Here is an 18,131-nt window from a genome sequence, read left to right as displayed (position 1 = left end):
AAGGTAAGAAACAGATCTAACAATGAAAAGGAAATAACTGTTAAAAATTAAATTAGATTTTTATAGAAAAGGACGGACGCTGACAGGCGTACGTTCTTTTTTTAATAACGAGGCCTATGTTTTGAGTATACATAATTAACGTGCTAAAGTTCAAATTGTAGTAAAAAAATTAAAGGAGATGTTGACAATATGTTTATGCATAGTAAAGAATTACAGTACCATGCAAAACCAGATCCGATAATGGCTCGAAGATTACAAGAAATTCTTGGGGGACAATGGGGCGAAATGTCTGTTATGAATATGTATTTATTTCAAGGCTGGAATGCTCGTGGGAATGAAAAATATAAAGACTTGCTATTAGATACGGCAACGGAAGAAATTGGACATGTAGAAATGATCGCGACCATGATCTCACAATTATTAGAGGGTGCACCTCTTGAAGCACAGGAGAAAGCTGTAGACTCTGATCCGGCATTAGCTGCTGTTATGGGCGGAATGAATCCTCAACACGCGATTGTATCAGGACTAGGTGCAGCACCAAGAGATTCTAATGGAAATCCATGGACATCTAACTATATTGTATCAAGCGGAAACATACTTGCAGACATGCGAATGAATGTAACTGCTGAATCGCAAGGGAGACTTCAAGTAGACCGTTTGTATGAAATGACTGAAGATAAGGGCATTAGAGATATGCTAGGTTTCTTATTAGCACGTGATACGCAGCATCAACTTCAATGGATCGAAGCAATTAAAGAATTAGAAGAAAAAGAAGGGATTGTAGTACCGGGTCAAGTACCTGAAAAGTATGAAGTAAGTGACGTATCTCATGTATTGTACAATTTCTCTGAAGGCGAACATAGTAAAAAGGTTGTAGATGGTAAGACAGCTAAAGACGGAAAAGAGTTTATATATAAAGCTAAACCTGAAGTTATGGGAGAAAAACCTGTATTAAAACCAGTAACAAAAGATGTTTATAATACTTCTGCAATGGATTAAATTTAAACAGATATAGGGCATATCTTTAGTTTAATACAAAATTTTCTGTTATCCTTAGCTTAATAGATTAAGAAAGGATGACAATTTATGAAAAATATGGACAATCAAAACAAAGGTATACTTTTAGGTGTTGGACTTGCTGTAGCTGTAGGGGTATTGACAGTTATTTTTTCTACAGGTGATACTAAAGAAAAAGCTAAAACAGCTGTTAACCGTCAGAAAGCAAAACATCTTTTCAAAAATAAGATGCACGGTAGTAAAAAAACTTCAAAAGTTGTAGATAAATTATCAGATGACGAAGTAAATAGTCTGCTTGGAACGGTTGACAAATTTAAAGAAATTGAAAGTAGTTTATCAGATGTATCAGCTGACTTTAAAAGTTTTTTCAGTGATAAAATTAAAGATGCAAAAAAAGCCATTAAATAATTACAAGACCCCCTGAAATCAGATAAAATTGATTTTAGGGGGTCTTTTATTTGAAATTATAACGTTAGTAGTAAGCAAAGAGTCAAGTCATCAATTTGTTTCAATGACAATCCTGTAGCTTCGTAAAAACGTTCGATTCTATATTGAAGCGTATTTCTATGAATGAATAAAGATTTAGCAGCTATACTAACATTTCCCTGGTTGTCCCATAAGGCTCGAATTAATTCTCTCCAATTTTCTAATGTATCAAATTTAGACCTTAATTCTTGTACTACTGTACTATCCATTAGTGCATCTTTGGTGAAAAAATGTAAAGAAACATCTGTTAAAGATCCTACTCTACCTTTCAAATAAGGAAGTTCTTGCGAAAATAATTCAATTTCTTCTTGAAGCAGTGTCCGCAAATCTTTAGATGAATCCCAATATTGCCCAATGTAACAGAATGATTTTAAAGAAAAATCAAGTTCTAATGTCTGAAGAATTCCTTGGAACTCACTTTTATCCAAAGAAATTTTACCCTGAGGTTGTATAATAATATATAAGTCATCTGATAAAAAAAAACTATCAATCATAGGCTCAAATAATGTTTTAGCAGATTCAGACCATAGTTCAGTATCAAAGTGTCTGTCTATATTATTTAGTTTTAATTGAATCATTCTGATGGATTCAGAAGTTTTAGGAATAGTACTTTGCTTGCCGAGTAGATAATCGTGCCATTCTGAAGAATAAGATTGATTAATATGGGAGTTCTTTTTATGATATAGCATCATTAGTAGATTGATCTCATTTTCAGTTAAAGAAGAAGTAGGTAAATGAATCCATTTATTTTTATAAGGTAAGGATAATAAGTTATCTTCAAATATTGGGCTATCTGACAAATAAGAATTAGGGTAGACACTTTTTAAATCTGTAAATTCCAATTTTAATCCTCCATATCTATTCATGATTAAAGTTATTTTAACACTGTTTTAGAGAATAATAAACTAAGGTATAATAAAGAAAAGGTATGGGAGTTATGCTATGGATCTAAAAGAAAAAGAAAAATGGATGAAAGAAGCTATTAAAGAGGCTAAAGCAGCTGAAAGGAAAGGAGAAGTGCCGATAGGAGCAGTTGTAGTTCATAAAGGCGAAATTATCGGCAGAGGACATAATGTAAGAGAAACTTCTCAAAATGCTACTACACATGCAGAAATGATTGCAATTCAAATGGCTAATCGCTCTCTAGGCAATTGGAGACTGGAAAAGTGTCAATTGTTTGTAACGTTAGAACCTTGCGCTATGTGCAGTGGTGCGATTTTGTTATCACGAATTGAAGAAGTATATTATGGCCCTTCTGACATAAAAGGTGGGACTGCGGGTACTTTAATGAATCTTTTAGCTGATCAGCGAATGAATCATCAAGCATTCGTAGAGCGAGGCATCTTAGAAGAGGAATGTAGAGATTTGCTGACAACGTTTTTCAAAGAGTTACGTCGAAAGAAAAAAGAAGAAAAATATAGAATAAAGGACTCTCTTGATTAGGAGAGTCCTTTTGTCTATTCAGAAAGTTGATTATTTTTTTCTACCATAGCATCTACAGATTGTATAATTGACATAGAAAAATCATTTTGCAGTAATGATAGTATGCCATCTACTGTGATACCTCCTGGAGAAGATACTTGATCAATTAAGTTCCATGGAGACTGGCTAGAATCTATAACGGTCTTTGCACTTCCCAAAACAGCTTGCGCTGCTATTTCGGTAGCTTTATCTTTGGAAATTCCATATTTTACAGCTGCGCGAGCTAATGTATCGATAAACATAAATACTAGTGCAGGGGAACTCCCAGCAATAGCTATGAATGGGCCCATTTGTGATTCGGGCAATTCCACTACTTTACCAACAGATTCAAATATTTTTTTAGCTTGTTCTAATAATTCCTTTTTAACAGATAGGTTTTCAATAATTGCTGTAATGCCTTCTCCTACTTGGGCATTCAAGTTCGGCATAGTCCGAATAAAATTTGATTCAGGTAAATAGGCTGTTAGCTGTTTATTCGTCACGCCAGCAGCTACAGAGATAACATATGGACAATGGGTTTTATCTATTTTTGTGAGAACTTCTTCAACTTGATGAGGCTTGACTCCCAAAATAATCAGATCAGATTGGTCCCATACTTCTTGATTGTGTAGAGTACCTTTAATATTGAATTGAGTTTCTAACACGGTTCTTTTAGATTCTGTACGATTAGAAAATATTAAATCTGCTGGATCAGTTAGTTGACTTTCGATTAATCCGGTCGCAATAGCTTGTGCCATATTTCCGAATCCGATGAATCCTATTTTCAATAGATTTACCTTCTTTCTTTAATATTGATTAAAGTATATCATATGAGAACATCGAGCTCGAATGAGTATTGAATAGTAACTAGTTTTTAAATGAATTTTTTTTAATAAAAACAGTTGACTTATCTGATATAAGCGTATATGATTATCATCATAATATAAAAGAAGATAAGGAGATGAATACACATGAATTTTACACATCAGGTACAGACGACGATCTTGAAAGCAAAAAAGAATTTGTATGGTTCATCTAAAAACTTATTATTAGTTATTCCGTAGCCAGGATTCTATTCTTCTTAAAAGATAGAGTCCTATTTTAGCATTTTAAAAGGGGCTCGGGATACGTTACATAATTCACCAGCCTCTCATAAAAGAGGCTGTTTTTTTATATTAATATTTTGAACATCATTAGAAAGAGGGGATAGTAAGATGAGAGAATATGTTAAACGCAATGTGTTGAAAGTATCATCAGGAGTAGCGAATGCAATTTTTGTAACAATTGGTATTGGTTTTTTGTTTGGAACATTAGGAGATATGTTCAGTTTACCCATATTAGTTACAATAGGAAGTATAACTCGCGTTTTACTAGCCCCGGCCTTAGGAGCTGGTATTGCCTACAATATGCAAGCTAATACGCTGACACTCTTTGCCGCTATGGCGTCCTCTACAATTGGAGGTGGAGCTATAAAAGTAACTGAGGCTGGATTTATGATCGTTGGAGGAGATCCAATTGGCGCACTAATTGCTGGGGTTATTGCAACGTGGATCGGTAAAAAGCTGACTGGAACTTCACCACTGGATATGATGTCCATTCCAACATTGTCACTATTAGGAGGTGGTCTAGCAGGAATTGGATTATCTCAAGTTATTACACCGATATTACTGTCAGTCAGTGAGTTTATCTCCAATGGTGTAGCAGGCAGTCCAGTGATAGGATCTTCTGTGATGGCTGTACTATTTGGCTTAATTTTAATGTCTCCGTTGTCTTCTGCAGCGTTGTCCATTGCATTGGCATTGAGTCCAATGGCAAGTGGTGCTATGCTGATTGGGACAACAGCTCAATACTTTGTATTTTCCATCGTATCAGTAAAAGAAAATAACTTAGGTGGATATATTGCTCAGGGACTTTGTACGCCGAAAGTCCAGTTACCGAACATCATAAAAAATCCAAAAATTCTGATTGGTCCTACCATAGCTTCAGCTATTTGTGGGCCAATTGCTACTGTACTTCTTGGATTTCAAACAATACCTGAAATGGGTGGAGTCGGTTTTGCGGCTGGTGTAGCACCACTTTGGGTAATCAATAATTCAGGTCTGCAAAGTTTTGGTGTATACTTATTGTGTGGAGCTATTTTTCCTATCTTGATAACATTGGGGATAAATAAGTTGCTTTATACGTCAAAAGCGATAAAGGCTGGGGATATGGCTCTAAAAATAAGCTAAGTAAGTATTCAATACTTAAATAGTGATAAGATTTTATAGAATAGGGGATTATATTTTTATGACAACTGATTTAAGACCGGAAAACATTGACTGGAAAGATTTAGGATTTTCATATATTAAAACGGATTATCGCTTTGTTTCCCACTACAAAGATGGATCATGGGATGAAGGAACATTAACAAAAGATAACCAGCTGCATATTTCAGAAGGATCAACTGCATTACATTATGGGCAACAATGTTTTGAAGGAATGAAAGCTTATCGTACAGCGGATGGTTCGATTCAGTTATTCCGTCCATATGAGAATGCTAAAAGAATGAAATTAAGTTGTGAAAGACTTCTAATGCCGGTATTTCCTGAAGAAAAATTTGTGGAAGCTATTAAAAAAGTCGTTAAAGCAAATGAAGAATGGGTACCACCATATGGAACGGGAAGTACCTTGTACATTCGTCCTTTCATTATTGGTGTGGGAGATAATATTGGAGTGAAACCAGCTGATGAATATATTTTTTCAGCATTTGTAATGCCTGTTGGACCATATTTTAAAGGGGGATTGAAACCATCAAATTTCCTAATAACCGACTATGATCGTGCTGCGCCTAAAGGAACAGGGGCTGCTAAAGTAGGAGGTAACTATGCAGGCAGTTTACTTCCCGGAAAAGAGGCTAAAGAACGCAGTTTTAGTGATGCAGTTTACCTTGATCCAGAAACACATACAAAAATAGAAGAAGTCGGCGCAGCCAATTTTTTTGGAATCACCAAAGACGATTTGTTTATCACACCTAAATCTTCTTCTATTTTGCCAAGTATCACGAAATACTCATTACTTTGGTTAGCTGAAAATCGCTTGAACCTTAAAGTCTCTGAGGGAGATGTCTATATTGATCAAATCGATCAGTTTAAAGAAGCGGGAGCTTGTGGAACAGCAGCAGTAATAGCTCCGATTGGAGGGCTACAAATTAAAGATGCGTTTCATGTGTTTTATTCTGAAACCGAAGTAGGACCTGTAACAAAACGTTTGTATAATGAATTAGTTGGAATCCAGACAGGAGATGTTGAAGCACCTGAAGGATGGATCGTGAAAGTTTAAGAACAAAAAAGACTTGATTCATTTGAATCAAGTCTTTTTTAGGGTAAGTTAAAAATTGTAGAAAGGAGATAAGTATATGTCAAATCTATTTAAGTATGAAATTAAGACAAACCAAAAACAAGAGCTAATCAATATAGATCAATATCTGTATAAAGCATTAGAGGAAAGTGAAATCAAGGAGGGCCTAATGATTGTGTACTGTCCCCACACAACGGCAGGTATTACTATTAATGAAAATGCGGATCCAGATGTAAAAAAAGATTTATCGGCATCATTGAATGATACATTTCCTAATCATGAATATTTCGTTCATATGGAAGGCAATTCTGATGGACATATGAAATCTTCTGTTTTTGGCGCAAGTGAGACAATGATCATCACTAATGGCGAAATAATATTTGGTACCTGGCAAAGCGCTTATTTCTGTGAGTTTGATGGTCCAAGAAATCGAACGATATACATTAAAATGATCGAAGGATAATGGATACTTATAATATATTAGTAAATATATAACGATCAAAAGACTGAATACGAACGAAAAGTGAAATTTAATACCAAAGAATGATGCAAATTGTTGGAAACAATAGTACAATAAGACTTGAGACTGGTTTAGTAAAGTAGTCTCTTAGCTACATAGAATAAAAAGGAGAGGAAGAAAATAATGCTTGAAGCAAACAATCTCCGAAAGAATTTTGGAGATGTTACGGCTGTAGATGGAATCAGTTTCAAGATCGATAAAGGCGAAATCATGGGTTTAATTGGTCAAAATGGTGCTGGTAAAACAACAACATTCCGTATGATATTAGATTTACTCACACCTGATCAGGGAGAAGTTCTCTGGAAAGGCAAAAGACTAACCAACAAGGTGTTTAACCAAGTTGGGTATCTGCCAGAAGAAAGAGGCCTTTATCCAAAAGTCTCTATTGAAGATCAGATTTTGTACTTTGCCCAGTTAAGAGGAAAGTCAAAAAAGGAAATCAAACCATTAATTGATGATTGGCTAGAAAAATTTGATGTAAAAGGAAAAAAAGGAGACAAAGTCAAAACTCTTTCAAAAGGAAATCAGCAGAAAGTTCAATTGATTACGACTTTGATCCACCAACCAGAATTAATTATTTTAGACGAGCCTTTTAGCGGATTAGATCCAGTAAATGCTGAACTTCTGGAATCAGGAATCAAAGAAGCACAAGCTAATGGTGCTAGTATTATTTTCTCAAGTCATAACATGAATAATGTGGAAGAACTCTGTGATAGTCTGATTATGCTCCGAGATGGAAATCAGATATTAAATGGAACAGTGAAAGAAATTAGAGAAAAATTTGGTCGTACTAAATTATTTTTAGAATCACCATTGTCTCTGGATGAATTAAAACAATTCCCGGGTGTACAATCAGCTGTGGTTAATAGAGAGGGTATTTCTGTTCTTCAGTTAAGCAATGCAGAAAATGGAAAAGCTATATTCGATGCAGCAACAGCAGAAGGTTATATTCCGACTTTTAGTCAACAACCACCAACTTTAGAAGAAATATTCAAACGGATGGTAGGTGAGAAGAATGGATAAGTTTTGGGTCATTACGAAAGAAGTTTATAAAAAAAATGTAAAATCGATTGGGTTTCTAATTATGGTTCTTGCACCTGTGCTAGTTGCTGTAGTAGGTATAGCAGTTGGGTATTTTATAAGTGAAGACCAGAAAAATGCTGAACCGGCCCCTATTGCTGTTATCTCTGAGAGTTCTACTATTCAGGAAATGTTATCACAAGAGAATGAAATGTACGATGTCCAAGATGATATAGTAACAGAAAATGCTGCAGAAGAAGCTTTACTCGATGAAAGTATTGATGGATATTTGATTATCAGTGAAAACGCTGGAGTAATTAAAGCAGAAGCAGTGCATACAGACTCTTTAACAAATGTTTTACCTGTTTTAAATGAACAATTGTCTAATTATCAGACTTTGTTACGTGCTGGAGAATTAAACTTATCTCAAGAACAAGTTATGTCTTTATCAGAACCAGTAATGATTGAAGAATCAATCGTGAATATTGAAGATGGCAACCTTAATGAAGAAGAAAATACAGATACTTTTGTTCAAGAATTTGGGGCTTATTTTGTAAGTATAGCTATTTTTGGATTTATTATGTCCTATGCTTCTATTATTGCTGAAGAAGTAGCGAGCGAAAAAGGAACGCGTATTATGGAAATTATTTTATCTAGTGCAACTGCAACGAATCACTTTTTCGGAAAACTAGCAGGGGTTATGCTGGTACTGATGACACAAATTACTTTCTATCTTATAATAGGTGGAGCTGCTTATTTTATTGCAAAAGATATGTCATTTTTACAAGAATTAACTGCTGGCATTGATATATGGAGTGTTATTCAGGGGTTAATGGGTTATACAATAGTATTCTTTATTACTGGAGTATTGATGTATATTATCCTCGCAGCTTTCTTAGGGTCATTAGCTTCAAAAATGGAAGATGTAAATAAAGCTGTTACTCCCATTGTGTTTTTGGCATTAATTGGATTCTATGTAGGGATGTTTGCTTTTGCAGCACCTGAAAATATTGTTCCTGTTATTTTCTCCTATATCCCTATATTTACTCCCTTTGTAATGCCATTCAGAATTGCATCTGAAACCGTTGATACTTTAGGGATCTGGCTTTCTATATTTGGTACTATTGCATTTACGGCCCTATTAACATACTTGTCGCTGATTTTCTATCGTGCAAACGTACTGATTTACTCAGATGGTGGCATCATTAAATCAATGAAACGTTCCTGGGGCGTTCTGAAAAGTAATCGAAACGCTAAAAAAATGAATGTTAATGAATGATGAATTAACTATTTAATAGGAACCAAGATAAATAAATTGAGAATATCTTCGAACTCTATAGAGTAAATCATAAGCAGGAAAGCACAATCACTACTAATATCTAGTTCATAAGATATTAAAGTGATTGTGTTTTTTGAATTGACTCTGTCACTAATCAAATTTTCTTGAATTTCAAATAGTTCTAGTAAATTGGAAGTATCCTGTAAATATTAAAACTATCGAGTATAATAAAGAGATCGAATAATTAGAGTAGGGGTATAGAAAATGGAAAATAAAACATTAGTAGAAATTACTACCCAAAAAATCCTTAGCTATATTCAAGAGCATAAACTTCAAATAGGAGATAGGCTTCCTAACGAGTTTACATTAGCCGAACAATTAAAAGTGAGTAGAAATACTATTCGAGAAGCCACGAAAATGTTGAAGTCAAGGAATATTCTTGAAGTCAAACAAGGATCAGGAACCTTCATTAGTGCAAAAAAAGGACTAGTGGATGATCCCTTTGGTTTTTCTTTATTAGAAAACAAAATCAAAATGACTAAAGACTTATTTGATATCCGCTTTATTTTAGAGCCATATATAGCATCCCTAGCAGCTCAAAATGCTACGGAAGAAGAAATCGAATCCATAGACCAATTAAGAGTCCAAATAGAAGAAGAGATACTAAATGAAGGAACCGGACATTTAAAGCTGGATCAGCAGCTGCATACTCAAATTGCAAAGGCATCTGGCAACACTGCGTTATATCATTTACTTCCAATTATTAATGAATCTATTCATCTATATAATGATAATTTTACTAGTGAAAAGAAGAAATTTGAAACAATAGAATCACACAAAGAAATCGTAAAGTTTATCAAAAACAGAGATAGTTTGGGTGCTCAACAAGCTATGTTGATCCATATGAGTAATAATCGCGTTTCGCTTGAGAAGGATAAAACCTCTGATAGGTAGGATGAATAATCCAGTTTTTCATCTTTTTAACCAATAAATCGCATTTAATTTGACAAATCATCCTACGTATTTTATGATTCAGAGGTGGATCAGTAAAATACGTAGTTTTTTTTATGATTCTCAAAAAAATGTAGGAGGAGTAATCGTTGGATAAAGTATCAAAAGAATTACCAGAAGATTTCTTATGGGGAAATTCAGTATCAAGCATGCAAACTGAAGGTGGATGGAATGAAGGCGGGAAAGGAATGTCGGTCTATGATATAAGAGAGGCCACTGAATTTTCGTCTGATTGGAAAGTTGCTAATGATAACTATAATAATTATGATATAGACTTTGATCATCTGAAAAATCTTGGGATGAATTGTTACCGTTTTCAAATATCATGGAGTCGTGTTAATCCTGATGGTGATGGGGCATTCAATGAAGAAGGTATTGAGTATTACAGTAAACTGATTGATGCGCTGATTAACAGAGGGATTGAGCCAATGATTTGTCTGTATCACTTTGACATGCCATTAAATCTTGCCAGAAAATATAACGGTTTTTTAAGTAAACATGTAATGAAAGCGTTTGTTGGTTTCGGTGTTGAAATGGTCAAGCGGTTTGGTGATAGAGTGAAGTACTGGATTACTTTTAATGAACAGAACTTATTTCATGTACCTGAAGCTTTCAGAATCAGTGGATACTTAGAGGGCGAACAAACACTTGATGAACTCTACCAGATTAGTCATAACGTCATGATGGGGCATGTGAAAATAGCGAATTATATTCATGAGAATACAGAGTGCAAGATTGGTGGAATGCTAGCCTATTCGGAGAGTTATCCTGCCACATGTGCCCCTAGAGATATTTTATTAGCTCGTAAATGGGATGAATTCATTAATTATAACTTACTGGATGCCTTTGTACATGGTCGCTACAGTAATGAAGTGCTCACTTACGTAAAGAATCATCAAATCGATATGAAAGCTACTGAAGAAGAATTAAAAGAGTTGTCAAATTTGAAAAGCGATTTTCTTTCTTTCAGTTATTATGCTAGTTCTACGATCAATTCTAACTTAGTCAGTACGGACACACCTATCAATTATATAATGAAAGAAGGAAAACAGAAAAACCCTTATCTAGAAAGTACAGAATGGGGTTGGCAGATAGATCCTCTAGGATTTAGAGATGTTTTCAACAAATTATATCAGCGATACCAATTGCCAGTATTTCCGATAGAAAACGGAATTGGAGTAAAGGAAGAATGGGATGGTAAAAATGAGATTAATGACCAGTACCGTATCGATTATCACCGAGCACACTTGCAGGCTATGAAAGATGCTATGTTTGAAGATGGGGTAGAAGTCATTGGTTATCTCGGTTGGGGATTGATTGATATTTTAAGTTCACAAGGTGACATGAGAAAAAGATATGGTGTCGTTTATGTGAATCGTGACAATCATGACTTGAAGGACATGAAGCGAATACCTAAAAGAAGCTATTGGTGGCTAAAAAGGGTAATTGAATCAAATGGCGAAGACATAGAATAGGAGAATTATAATGGGAAATAAGAATTCATTTGCTGATCGTTTTACCATGTTTGCTGTGAAATTAGGTAATCAAGTACATTTACGCTCATTGCGTGATGCTTTTGCCGTTATTATTCCGTTTTTTATCTTAGCAGGATTAGCGGTACTCATTAATAATGTAGTATTTCCCTGGTTCTTTACTGGAGAGACGTTAGAAAAATTGAAAATTTGGGGGAACGTGATTACAAACGGAACATTAAATATAGCCAGTTTGCTCGTTGCCCCTATGATTGGGTACAGCTTGTCTAAAAATAAAGGATTCAAAAATCCGCTGGCCGCTGCAGCTATCTCTATAGGATCACTGATCATTATGATGCCGATTTCAATCTCTATGACAGGAATCGACAGTGGCGAAGCTATGCTCGTATCAGGAGGACTGACTTATGGAAACCTTGGTACAAGTGGAATGTTTTCTGGGATTATTATTGGGTTGTTGGCAACAGAGATATTCGTAAAAATCTCAGGAGTGAAAAGATTACAAATCAATCTTGGAGAAGGGGTTCCACCTGCAGTTAGTAAATCTTTTACAGTTATGCTGCCTACAATGATTACATTAAGCTTATTTGGAATCATATCAGCTATATTACTTACTATATTTGATACTAACCTTATAGATTTGATTACGACGCTTATTCAGGAACCTTTGAGAGCTATTAATACAAGCTTGATTGGAACAGTAATTATCTACAGCTTTTCAAATTTTCTATTTACAATCGGGATCCATCAAACCGTAGTAAATGGAGCAATATTAGATCCATTGACCCTGCAAAATATGAATGAAAATATGCTTGCATTTAATGGAGGAGAAGAAGCTCCTAATATCATCACAAACTCATTTCTCTCATCATTTGGAATGATTGGTGGAACTGGCTCAACAATCGCCTTACTGCTTGCAATCTTGCTGTTTGCTAAGTTAAAATCTTCAAAAGATGTAGCAAGTATTTCTTTTGCGCCAGGAGTGTTTAATATTAATGAGCCCATTATATTCGGATATCCAATCGTTTTTAACTTACCGATGATGATTCCTTTTGTTTTGTTACCTGCAATAGGAATTGTATTCGCTTATTTCTGTACAGCGTTAGGATTTATTAATCGATCGGTTATTATGGTTCCTTGGACTACACCACCATTGATGAATGCCTATCTTACTACTGCAGGAGACTGGCGTGCGGTAATTGTTCAATTACTTATTATAGTGTTTGGTGTCTTCTTGTACCTTCCATTTATTAAAGTTAGTGAACGAGTATCGAAAGCACAAGCAGAGGCTGAAGAAGTTTAAATTGATTTGTAAAGTAAAAGTATAGAAGTTAAATAAAATCTAAATTTTAGCCATCAAATTATAGGCGTGGTAGCTGATTACGTTCATAAAATAATAAGTTATTTAACAATTCAGGAGGATAAAATGAAGTTGAGTTTTAGATGGTTTGGGGACGATGATCTAGTTACGCTTGAAAAGATCAGACAAATTCCCAATATGAGTGGAATAGTCAGTGCCATATACTCCACACCAGTGGGAGAAGTATGGTCTGTGGAACAAATTAGAGAAATGAAAATGAAAATTGAGAGCAACGAGTTGAATCTGGGTGTGATTGAAAGTGTACCTGTACATGAAGACATCAAACTAGGCAACTCTAATAGGGATCACTGGATTGGAAAGTATAAGCAGACAATATTGAATTTGTCTGAATGTGGGGTACAAACAATTTGTTATAATTTTATGCCTGTTTTTGACTGGACTAGAACCACCCTTCACTACAATAATAAGGATGGTTCAACATCTTTAGCATTGAGTACAGAAGAACTGAAAAAATTAGATCCTTTAGATGAATCCCTTACATTACCCGGGTGGGATGAGTCTTATAATAAAGATGAGTTGAAAGACATCTTAAATAAATATGATTCAGTGAGTGAGGAAAGGCTGTGGGAAAATTTGACTTATTTTCTTGAAGCAGTTATACCTGTGGCCGAACAAGCAAGAGTAAAAATGGCGATCCATCCAGATGATCCCCCTTATGCAATCTTTGGATTACCTAGAATTATTAAAAATAAGGAATCTTACGAAAGATTATTCCAAATATCGAACAGTCCGGCAAATGGTATTACCTTTTGTACTGGATCACTAGGGGCAAGTCAGGAGAATAATCTTTATGAAATGCTTGACGAATATCTTGCTTTAGGAAGAGTTCATTTTATGCATGTTCGAAACATTTTACTTCATCAAGATAAAAGCTTTGAAGAAACTGCTCATGCTTCAAATTATGGATCAATTGATATGGTTAGAATCCTTTCGCTACTGAAAAAGCATCAATATACAGGGTACTTGAGGCCGGATCATGGGCGGATGATTTTTAAAGAAGCTGGTAGACCCGGGTATGGATTATATGATCGCGCGTTAGGAGCAAGTTATTTGAATGGAATATGGGAGGCACTAAGTTAAAGAAATAAGATAGTACGGCTATAAGTTTATACTAGCATTCCATTCCTATATGTAAGTTCCCAGGTTATTCTATGTGTAAATGAAGACTGCTGTATAAGTCGATTTTTTGATGAAAATATAAAATCACCCTACTTCTATATTTCATGTAGGGTGATTTTGTGTTTAATTTTGATGTTTTTCTAAGAAGTTCATCACTTTTTTATACACAGTAATTTCATTTTCTTTTTTTGCAAATCCATGACCTTCATTTTCTAAGACGAGGTAAGTTATATCACGCTGCTTTTCTTTTAACTTTTCAACGATTTGATCGGATTCTTTTTTTACGACTCGTGGATCTTGTGCCCCTTGCACAACTAACATCGGTTTAGTCATTTGATCCAAGTACGTAACAGGAGAATCTTCAGTGAATTTTTCTTTGTCTTCATTTGGGTCACCTAGCCACAACTTCATAATTGGCTTCCAATGAGGTGGAACAGATTCATAAAAAGAAAATAAATCGGAAGGGCCAAATAAATCCACAACAGCACGGAAATATTCTGGATGACGGCCGTGAAGCAGTAGACTCATATATCCACCATAACTGCCGCCTACTAGGAATAAAGAATCTTTTGAAGCGATACCTTGTTTGAATAACCATTTAATACTTTCAATATTATCTAGCCTTGGCGCATTACCCCAGTCTTTTTCTACCAGAGTAGTAAAAGTTTTTCCATATCCTGTACTTCCTCTAAAATTAGGTGCGAAAATGTTATACCCCTTATATAAGAGCGCCTGAAATAGAGCACGGAAATTTTGTCTTTCGGCTGCTTGGGGACCGCCATGTGGCCAAAAAATGGTATATCCATTCGCATTATTTTCAGTTGCTCTAAATAATAATGCTTCGATTTCTAATTCGTCAAAAGAATTGAAGGTAATGGTTTCGGGTGCGACCATTTCAGTTGAGTCAATGCCGAGGACGCGATTTTCTGTCAGCGATTCCCAATGAACCCCGTCAACTGAACGGAATATATTCACAGGCATTACTGAACTGGATCCTGATAAATAGATTGTTCCATTTTTAGCAATTTTTATCTCTTGCAATACATGTACAGGTGAGACCAATTCTTCGACTTCACGAGTTTCGGGATTAAAGCGATACAAATTGTCTGTAACTCCAGCAGTTGTGGCCAGAATGAAAGTCTCGGACTCTTCATGCCAAGAAACTTCGGTAATACTTTCATCTATGAAGGACAGGACAGTTTCACTTTGACGAGAGGCTAGATCATAACGAACCAGATAAGCTTGTTCACTTTGATAGTCTGTAACAAAGTAAATCATATTACTATTCGTGATGGTCGTTCCACTAATTGTATAAGGTGGTTTAGCATCTTCAGGTAATAAGGGAATGAATTCATCTTCAACCTTTAAAAAAGCTTTTTGATAAGTATTAGAATACACTTTTGTGTATATGAAGAGGTCTTCATTTTTAGAAATAGCTGTTAAATAAGTCGGAGCTTCCTTGCCTTCTTCCAGCAATATATCTTTGCCTGTCTCCAAATCTCTGACATGTGTGTTCAAGAAGTTAGGATTAGCTAGTGAAGTTGTGTAATATAAACGAGTTCCATCTTCTGAGAGGTCGGCAAAATAAAATTTCTCTGAAGCATCACCTGTAATCAGTGGCATTGGATACCCACCATATATTGGAAGAGCATAGATCTGAGTATTTTCATTTCCGTCTTTATCCAATCCTGCTAAAATATAGTCCAGATTAGGACTAATCTCTACAAAAGAGACAGATTCATCATATTTGGAGAATAAGTATGGTGTTGTACTTTCTTTTAGATCAATTGCCCATAGATTCGGTTCTCCTGTTACATCAGATACATAAACCAATTTCGATTCATCTTTTGCAACAGCAAAACTACCAATACGATTTGTGTGGAAGAATTGTTCGAAATGTGCTTTTTCAAAATTCATGTACTTTCCTCCTTGAGAAACTATGTGTATTATTTCTGTTGATACTAGCTTACCATAATTTATCCCAAAGAGAGAATAAAAACTAAGAATGTACTAAATTTATTTAAAAACGAACAACAAAATTATAACAAATTGCTTAATATATATATGAAAAGAGCATGTAACGTCGTAATAAAGAATAATTTATGTAAAATATCGTACAATAGAAGCACCGAGATAATGTGTATATCTATTTAGTTTAAATGATGCTTACTGGAACGTATTGAAAGTACAGTTAGAATATTGCTATTAGTAGAGATAAATTAAGATAGTTTTGAATTATGAATTTTCTTGCTGATTTGACCTCAACGAAAAAAATATATCTGGAAATAAGTGGATTTCTTTCGAGGAGAAATGTTTGAAACTATCGGTCTTTTAAGAATATACTGAATAAGTAGATAGATATAGGATTATTTATAGTTGAAGCAACTATTTTTTTAAGGAGGAGACGATTATGCAAAAGACTAAACCATTTCCTAGAGAAGAAGGTCTTGAAAATGGGCTAAGTATATTAAGAGAAGGCTATCTTTATATACCTAACCGTCGAAAAGCGTATCAGTCAGATGCAGTTAAAACTAGAGTGCTCGGGCAAGAGGCAATATTGTTAGGAGGAGAAGAAGCTGCAGAATTATTTTATGATGAAGATAAATTTAAACGTGAAGGCGCTGCTCCAGAACCTGCGGTGTCTACTTTACTAGGTCAAGGTGGCGTTCAGCAGCTAGATGATGAAGCGCATCGCCATCGCAAAAAAATGTTTTTGGATTTAATGTCTAAAGAACGTATTGAAATTTGGGCAAAATTAGTTGAAAAGTATCTATACATCGCTACAAAAGAATGGATCAGAAAAGATTCGATCAACTTTTATAAAGAAAGTCAGAAAGTGCTGACTCAAGCTGCCTGTGAGTGGTGTGGTGTCCCATTAAAAGATAAAGAAATCGATAAACGGACTGAACAACTGATTAGCATGATAGAATCCCCCGTAGCAGTTAGTAAGCGGCATATAGAAGGACGAATCGGTAGGATCAAAGGAGAAAAATGGGTTTCTGGATTAATTGAACAGGTAAGAGAAGGAACACTTCAACCAGACGAAGATACCGCCTTATACCAAGTAGCCTGGCATAAAGAGCTAGACGGAGAGCTAATGGATTTGAAAACAGCAGCGGTAGAATTATTGAACGTTATCCGCCCTTCTGTTGCGATTGCATTATATTTTGCGTTTACGGCACTAACCTTACAGCAGTTCCCGGAAGAACAAGATAAATTGAATGGAGAAAATCCTTACTACCTGCATATGTTTATTCAAGAAATCAGACGATATTATCCGTTCTTCCCGTTTAATGGGGCCATTACCCGAAAAGACTTCATATGGAATGGCTACCAGTTTGAAAAAGATACGCTAGCAATATTTGACTTTTATGGTACGAATCATGACCCAAGAGTATGGGAAGATCCTGAGGATTTCAGACCTGAACGATTCAGTGACTGGCATCAGAGTCCTACTGAACAGATTCAATTTAAATTATTAGCACAAGGTGGAGGGAGTTACTCTGCCGGGCATCGATGTCCGGGTGAGTGGAATACTGTAAGAGCAATGGAGATTGTTACGGATTTCCTAGTTAATAAAATAGACTATACACTTCCCGAACAAGATATCGGATTTAGTTTAGTCAATATGCCTACAACCCCTAAAAGCGGAATGATTTTTGAAAATATTCAATACAAAGGTTAAGATAATTTGAAAAATGACTAGAAATAATGTTCTATCTATAGTATAATTAAAAGTGCCGAGAGGCTGCATGACAATGGCGGGTGTATGAACCGTGTCAGGTCCGGAAGGAAGCAGCACTAAGTACAGTCCTCCATGTGTTATGTGCATACATAGTTATGAACAATTGATAGTTGTGCATATAAGAAAAAAGATGTTCCTAATCATTAGGACATCTTTTTTCTTTTTATGCTCAGTTCTTATAAAATGCTAAATGAAAATATACAAAATCTATTTCTCATTCACTCTGATTTCACTTATAATGAAGAGTAGAGAAATCAAATAACTTA

General features: G+C 35.2%; 16 protein-coding genes and 1 other RNA gene. 14 read left to right on the top strand and 3 right to left on the bottom strand.

Going from position 1 to position 18,131, the window contains the following annotated elements:
• The first annotated feature begins 189 nt into the window (after window positions 1-189).
• Together BLT22_RS09615 and BLT22_RS09610 are read left to right on the top strand one after the other, a co-directional pair.
• Window positions 190-999 (top strand): manganese catalase, encoded by an 810-nt coding sequence (locus tag BLT22_RS09615; protein ID WP_091762835.1) that lies wholly within the window; start codon window positions 190-192, stop codon window positions 997-999.
• 87 nt (window positions 1,000-1,086) lie between these two features.
• Window positions 1,087-1,425, top strand: a complete 339-nt coding sequence (locus BLT22_RS09610; RefSeq protein WP_087060350.1) for a hypothetical protein — start codon at window positions 1,087-1,089, stop codon at window positions 1,423-1,425.
• 56 nt (window positions 1,426-1,481) lie between these two features.
• Here BLT22_RS09610 and BLT22_RS09605 read toward each other — a convergent pair whose 3' ends face one another.
• Window positions 1,482-2,345: a helix-turn-helix domain-containing protein gene (locus tag BLT22_RS09605; protein WP_176935442.1), complete on the bottom strand. Its 864-nt coding sequence runs from the start codon at window positions 2,343-2,345 to the stop codon at window positions 1,482-1,484.
• Window positions 2,346-2,445: 100 nt separating this feature from the next.
• On the opposite strand from BLT22_RS09605, the gene tadA reads away from it, so the two are divergent.
• Complete coding sequence (gene tadA, locus BLT22_RS09600) at window positions 2,446-2,946, top strand: tRNA adenosine(34) deaminase TadA (RefSeq protein ID WP_087060345.1); 501 nt, start codon at window positions 2,446-2,448, stop codon at window positions 2,944-2,946.
• Between the two features lie 14 nt (window positions 2,947-2,960).
• On the opposite strand, the gene proC is transcribed toward tadA, so the two are convergent.
• A complete protein-coding gene (proC, locus tag BLT22_RS09595; protein ID WP_087060343.1) occupies window positions 2,961-3,752 on the bottom strand; it encodes a pyrroline-5-carboxylate reductase in 792 nt (263 codons plus the stop codon).
• Between the two features lie 426 nt (window positions 3,753-4,178).
• Between proC and BLT22_RS09590 the strand changes: the two genes are divergently transcribed.
• From BLT22_RS09590 to uxuA, 9 genes are all read left to right on the top strand, one after another.
• Window positions 4,179-5,192 (top strand): PTS sugar transporter subunit IIC, encoded by a 1,014-nt coding sequence (locus tag BLT22_RS09590; protein WP_091762831.1) that lies wholly within the window; start codon window positions 4,179-4,181, stop codon window positions 5,190-5,192.
• A gap of 58 nt (window positions 5,193-5,250) precedes the next feature.
• Window positions 5,251-6,282, top strand: coding sequence for a branched-chain amino acid aminotransferase (locus BLT22_RS09585; protein WP_091762829.1), 1,032 nt, complete (start codon window positions 5,251-5,253; stop codon window positions 6,280-6,282).
• 76 nt (window positions 6,283-6,358) lie between these two features.
• Complete coding sequence (locus tag BLT22_RS09580; protein ID WP_091762827.1) at window positions 6,359-6,763, top strand: secondary thiamine-phosphate synthase enzyme YjbQ; 405 nt, start codon at window positions 6,359-6,361, stop codon at window positions 6,761-6,763.
• A 180-nt stretch (window positions 6,764-6,943) separates the two neighbouring features.
• Window positions 6,944-7,843: an ABC transporter ATP-binding protein gene (locus BLT22_RS09575; RefSeq protein ID WP_087060335.1), complete on the top strand. Its 900-nt coding sequence runs from the start codon at window positions 6,944-6,946 to the stop codon at window positions 7,841-7,843.
• The gene (locus BLT22_RS09570) at window positions 7,836-9,119 is read left to right on the top strand and encodes an ABC transporter permease (protein WP_091762825.1); all 1,284 of its coding nucleotides are present in this window, start codon (window positions 7,836-7,838) and stop codon (window positions 9,117-9,119) included. The genes BLT22_RS09575 and BLT22_RS09570 overlap by 8 nt, the downstream gene beginning before the upstream one ends.
• A 264-nt stretch (window positions 9,120-9,383) precedes the next feature.
• Window positions 9,384-10,073 carry a FadR/GntR family transcriptional regulator gene (locus tag BLT22_RS09565; protein WP_091762823.1) on the top strand — a complete coding sequence of 230 codons (690 nt, stop codon included), beginning with the start codon at window positions 9,384-9,386 and terminating at the stop codon, window positions 10,071-10,073.
• 146 nt (window positions 10,074-10,219) lie between these two features.
• Window positions 10,220-11,605, top strand: a complete 1,386-nt coding sequence (locus tag BLT22_RS09560; RefSeq protein ID WP_091762821.1) for a glycoside hydrolase family 1 protein — start codon at window positions 10,220-10,222, stop codon at window positions 11,603-11,605.
• A 10-nt stretch (window positions 11,606-11,615) separates the two neighbouring features.
• Window positions 11,616-12,923: a PTS sugar transporter subunit IIC gene (locus BLT22_RS09555; RefSeq protein WP_091762819.1), complete on the top strand. Its 1,308-nt coding sequence runs from the start codon at window positions 11,616-11,618 to the stop codon at window positions 12,921-12,923.
• A 123-nt stretch (window positions 12,924-13,046) separates the two neighbouring features.
• Window positions 13,047-14,081, top strand: coding sequence for a mannonate dehydratase (uxuA, locus tag BLT22_RS09550; RefSeq protein ID WP_091762816.1), 1,035 nt, complete (start codon window positions 13,047-13,049; stop codon window positions 14,079-14,081).
• 162 nt (window positions 14,082-14,243) lie between these two features.
• Here uxuA and BLT22_RS09545 read toward each other — a convergent pair whose 3' ends face one another.
• Window positions 14,244-16,037 (bottom strand): S9 family peptidase, encoded by a 1,794-nt coding sequence (locus BLT22_RS09545; RefSeq protein ID WP_091762814.1) that lies wholly within the window; start codon window positions 16,035-16,037, stop codon window positions 14,244-14,246.
• A gap of 493 nt (window positions 16,038-16,530) precedes the next feature.
• Between BLT22_RS09545 and BLT22_RS09540 the strand changes: the two genes are divergently transcribed.
• Both BLT22_RS09540 and ffs read left to right on the top strand, forming a co-directional pair.
• A complete protein-coding gene (locus BLT22_RS09540) occupies window positions 16,531-17,805 on the top strand; it encodes a cytochrome P450 (protein WP_091762812.1) in 1,275 nt (424 codons plus the stop codon).
• A gap of 62 nt (window positions 17,806-17,867) precedes the next feature.
• Window positions 17,868-17,954, top strand: an RNA gene (gene ffs, locus BLT22_RS09535) — signal recognition particle sRNA small type.
• Window positions 17,955-18,131 lie beyond the last annotated feature (177 nt).

The organism is Marinilactibacillus psychrotolerans, assembly GCF_900101525.1.
In the GTDB taxonomy this organism is placed as follows: Bacteria; Bacillota; Bacilli; order Lactobacillales; family Carnobacteriaceae_A; genus Marinilactibacillus; species Marinilactibacillus psychrotolerans.
Note: the sequence above shows the minus strand (reverse complement) of the source record. Positions and strands in the feature narration are given on the sequence as shown.

What these genes read in the sequence shown, in the direction of transcription:
- BLT22_RS09615 (WP_091762835.1), top strand. Translation starts at nt 190, where the DNA reads ATGTTTATGCATAGTAAAGAATTACAGTACCATGCAAAACCAGATCCG.
- BLT22_RS09610 (WP_087060350.1), top strand. Translation starts at nt 1,087, where the DNA reads ATGAAAAATATGGACAATCAAAACAAAGGTATACTTTTAGGTGTTGGA.
- tadA (WP_087060345.1), top strand. Translation starts at nt 2,446, where the DNA reads ATGGATCTAAAAGAAAAAGAAAAATGGATGAAAGAAGCTATTAAAGAG.
- BLT22_RS09590 (WP_091762831.1), top strand. Translation starts at nt 4,179, where the DNA reads ATGAGAGAATATGTTAAACGCAATGTGTTGAAAGTATCATCAGGAGTA.
- BLT22_RS09585 (WP_091762829.1), top strand. Translation starts at nt 5,251, where the DNA reads ATGACAACTGATTTAAGACCGGAAAACATTGACTGGAAAGATTTAGGA.
- BLT22_RS09580 (WP_091762827.1), top strand. Translation starts at nt 6,359, where the DNA reads ATGTCAAATCTATTTAAGTATGAAATTAAGACAAACCAAAAACAAGAG.
- BLT22_RS09575 (WP_087060335.1), top strand. Translation starts at nt 6,944, where the DNA reads ATGCTTGAAGCAAACAATCTCCGAAAGAATTTTGGAGATGTTACGGCT.
- BLT22_RS09570 (WP_091762825.1), top strand. Translation starts at nt 7,836, where the DNA reads ATGGATAAGTTTTGGGTCATTACGAAAGAAGTTTATAAAAAAAATGTA.
- BLT22_RS09565 (WP_091762823.1), top strand. Translation starts at nt 9,384, where the DNA reads ATGGAAAATAAAACATTAGTAGAAATTACTACCCAAAAAATCCTTAGC.
- BLT22_RS09555 (WP_091762819.1), top strand. Translation starts at nt 11,616, where the DNA reads ATGGGAAATAAGAATTCATTTGCTGATCGTTTTACCATGTTTGCTGTG.
- uxuA (WP_091762816.1), top strand. Translation starts at nt 13,047, where the DNA reads ATGAAGTTGAGTTTTAGATGGTTTGGGGACGATGATCTAGTTACGCTT.
- BLT22_RS09545 (WP_091762814.1), bottom strand. Translation starts at nt 16,037, where the DNA reads ATGAATTTTGAAAAAGCACATTTCGAACAATTCTTCCACACAAATCGT.
- BLT22_RS09540 (WP_091762812.1), top strand. Translation starts at nt 16,531, where the DNA reads ATGCAAAAGACTAAACCATTTCCTAGAGAAGAAGGTCTTGAAAATGGG.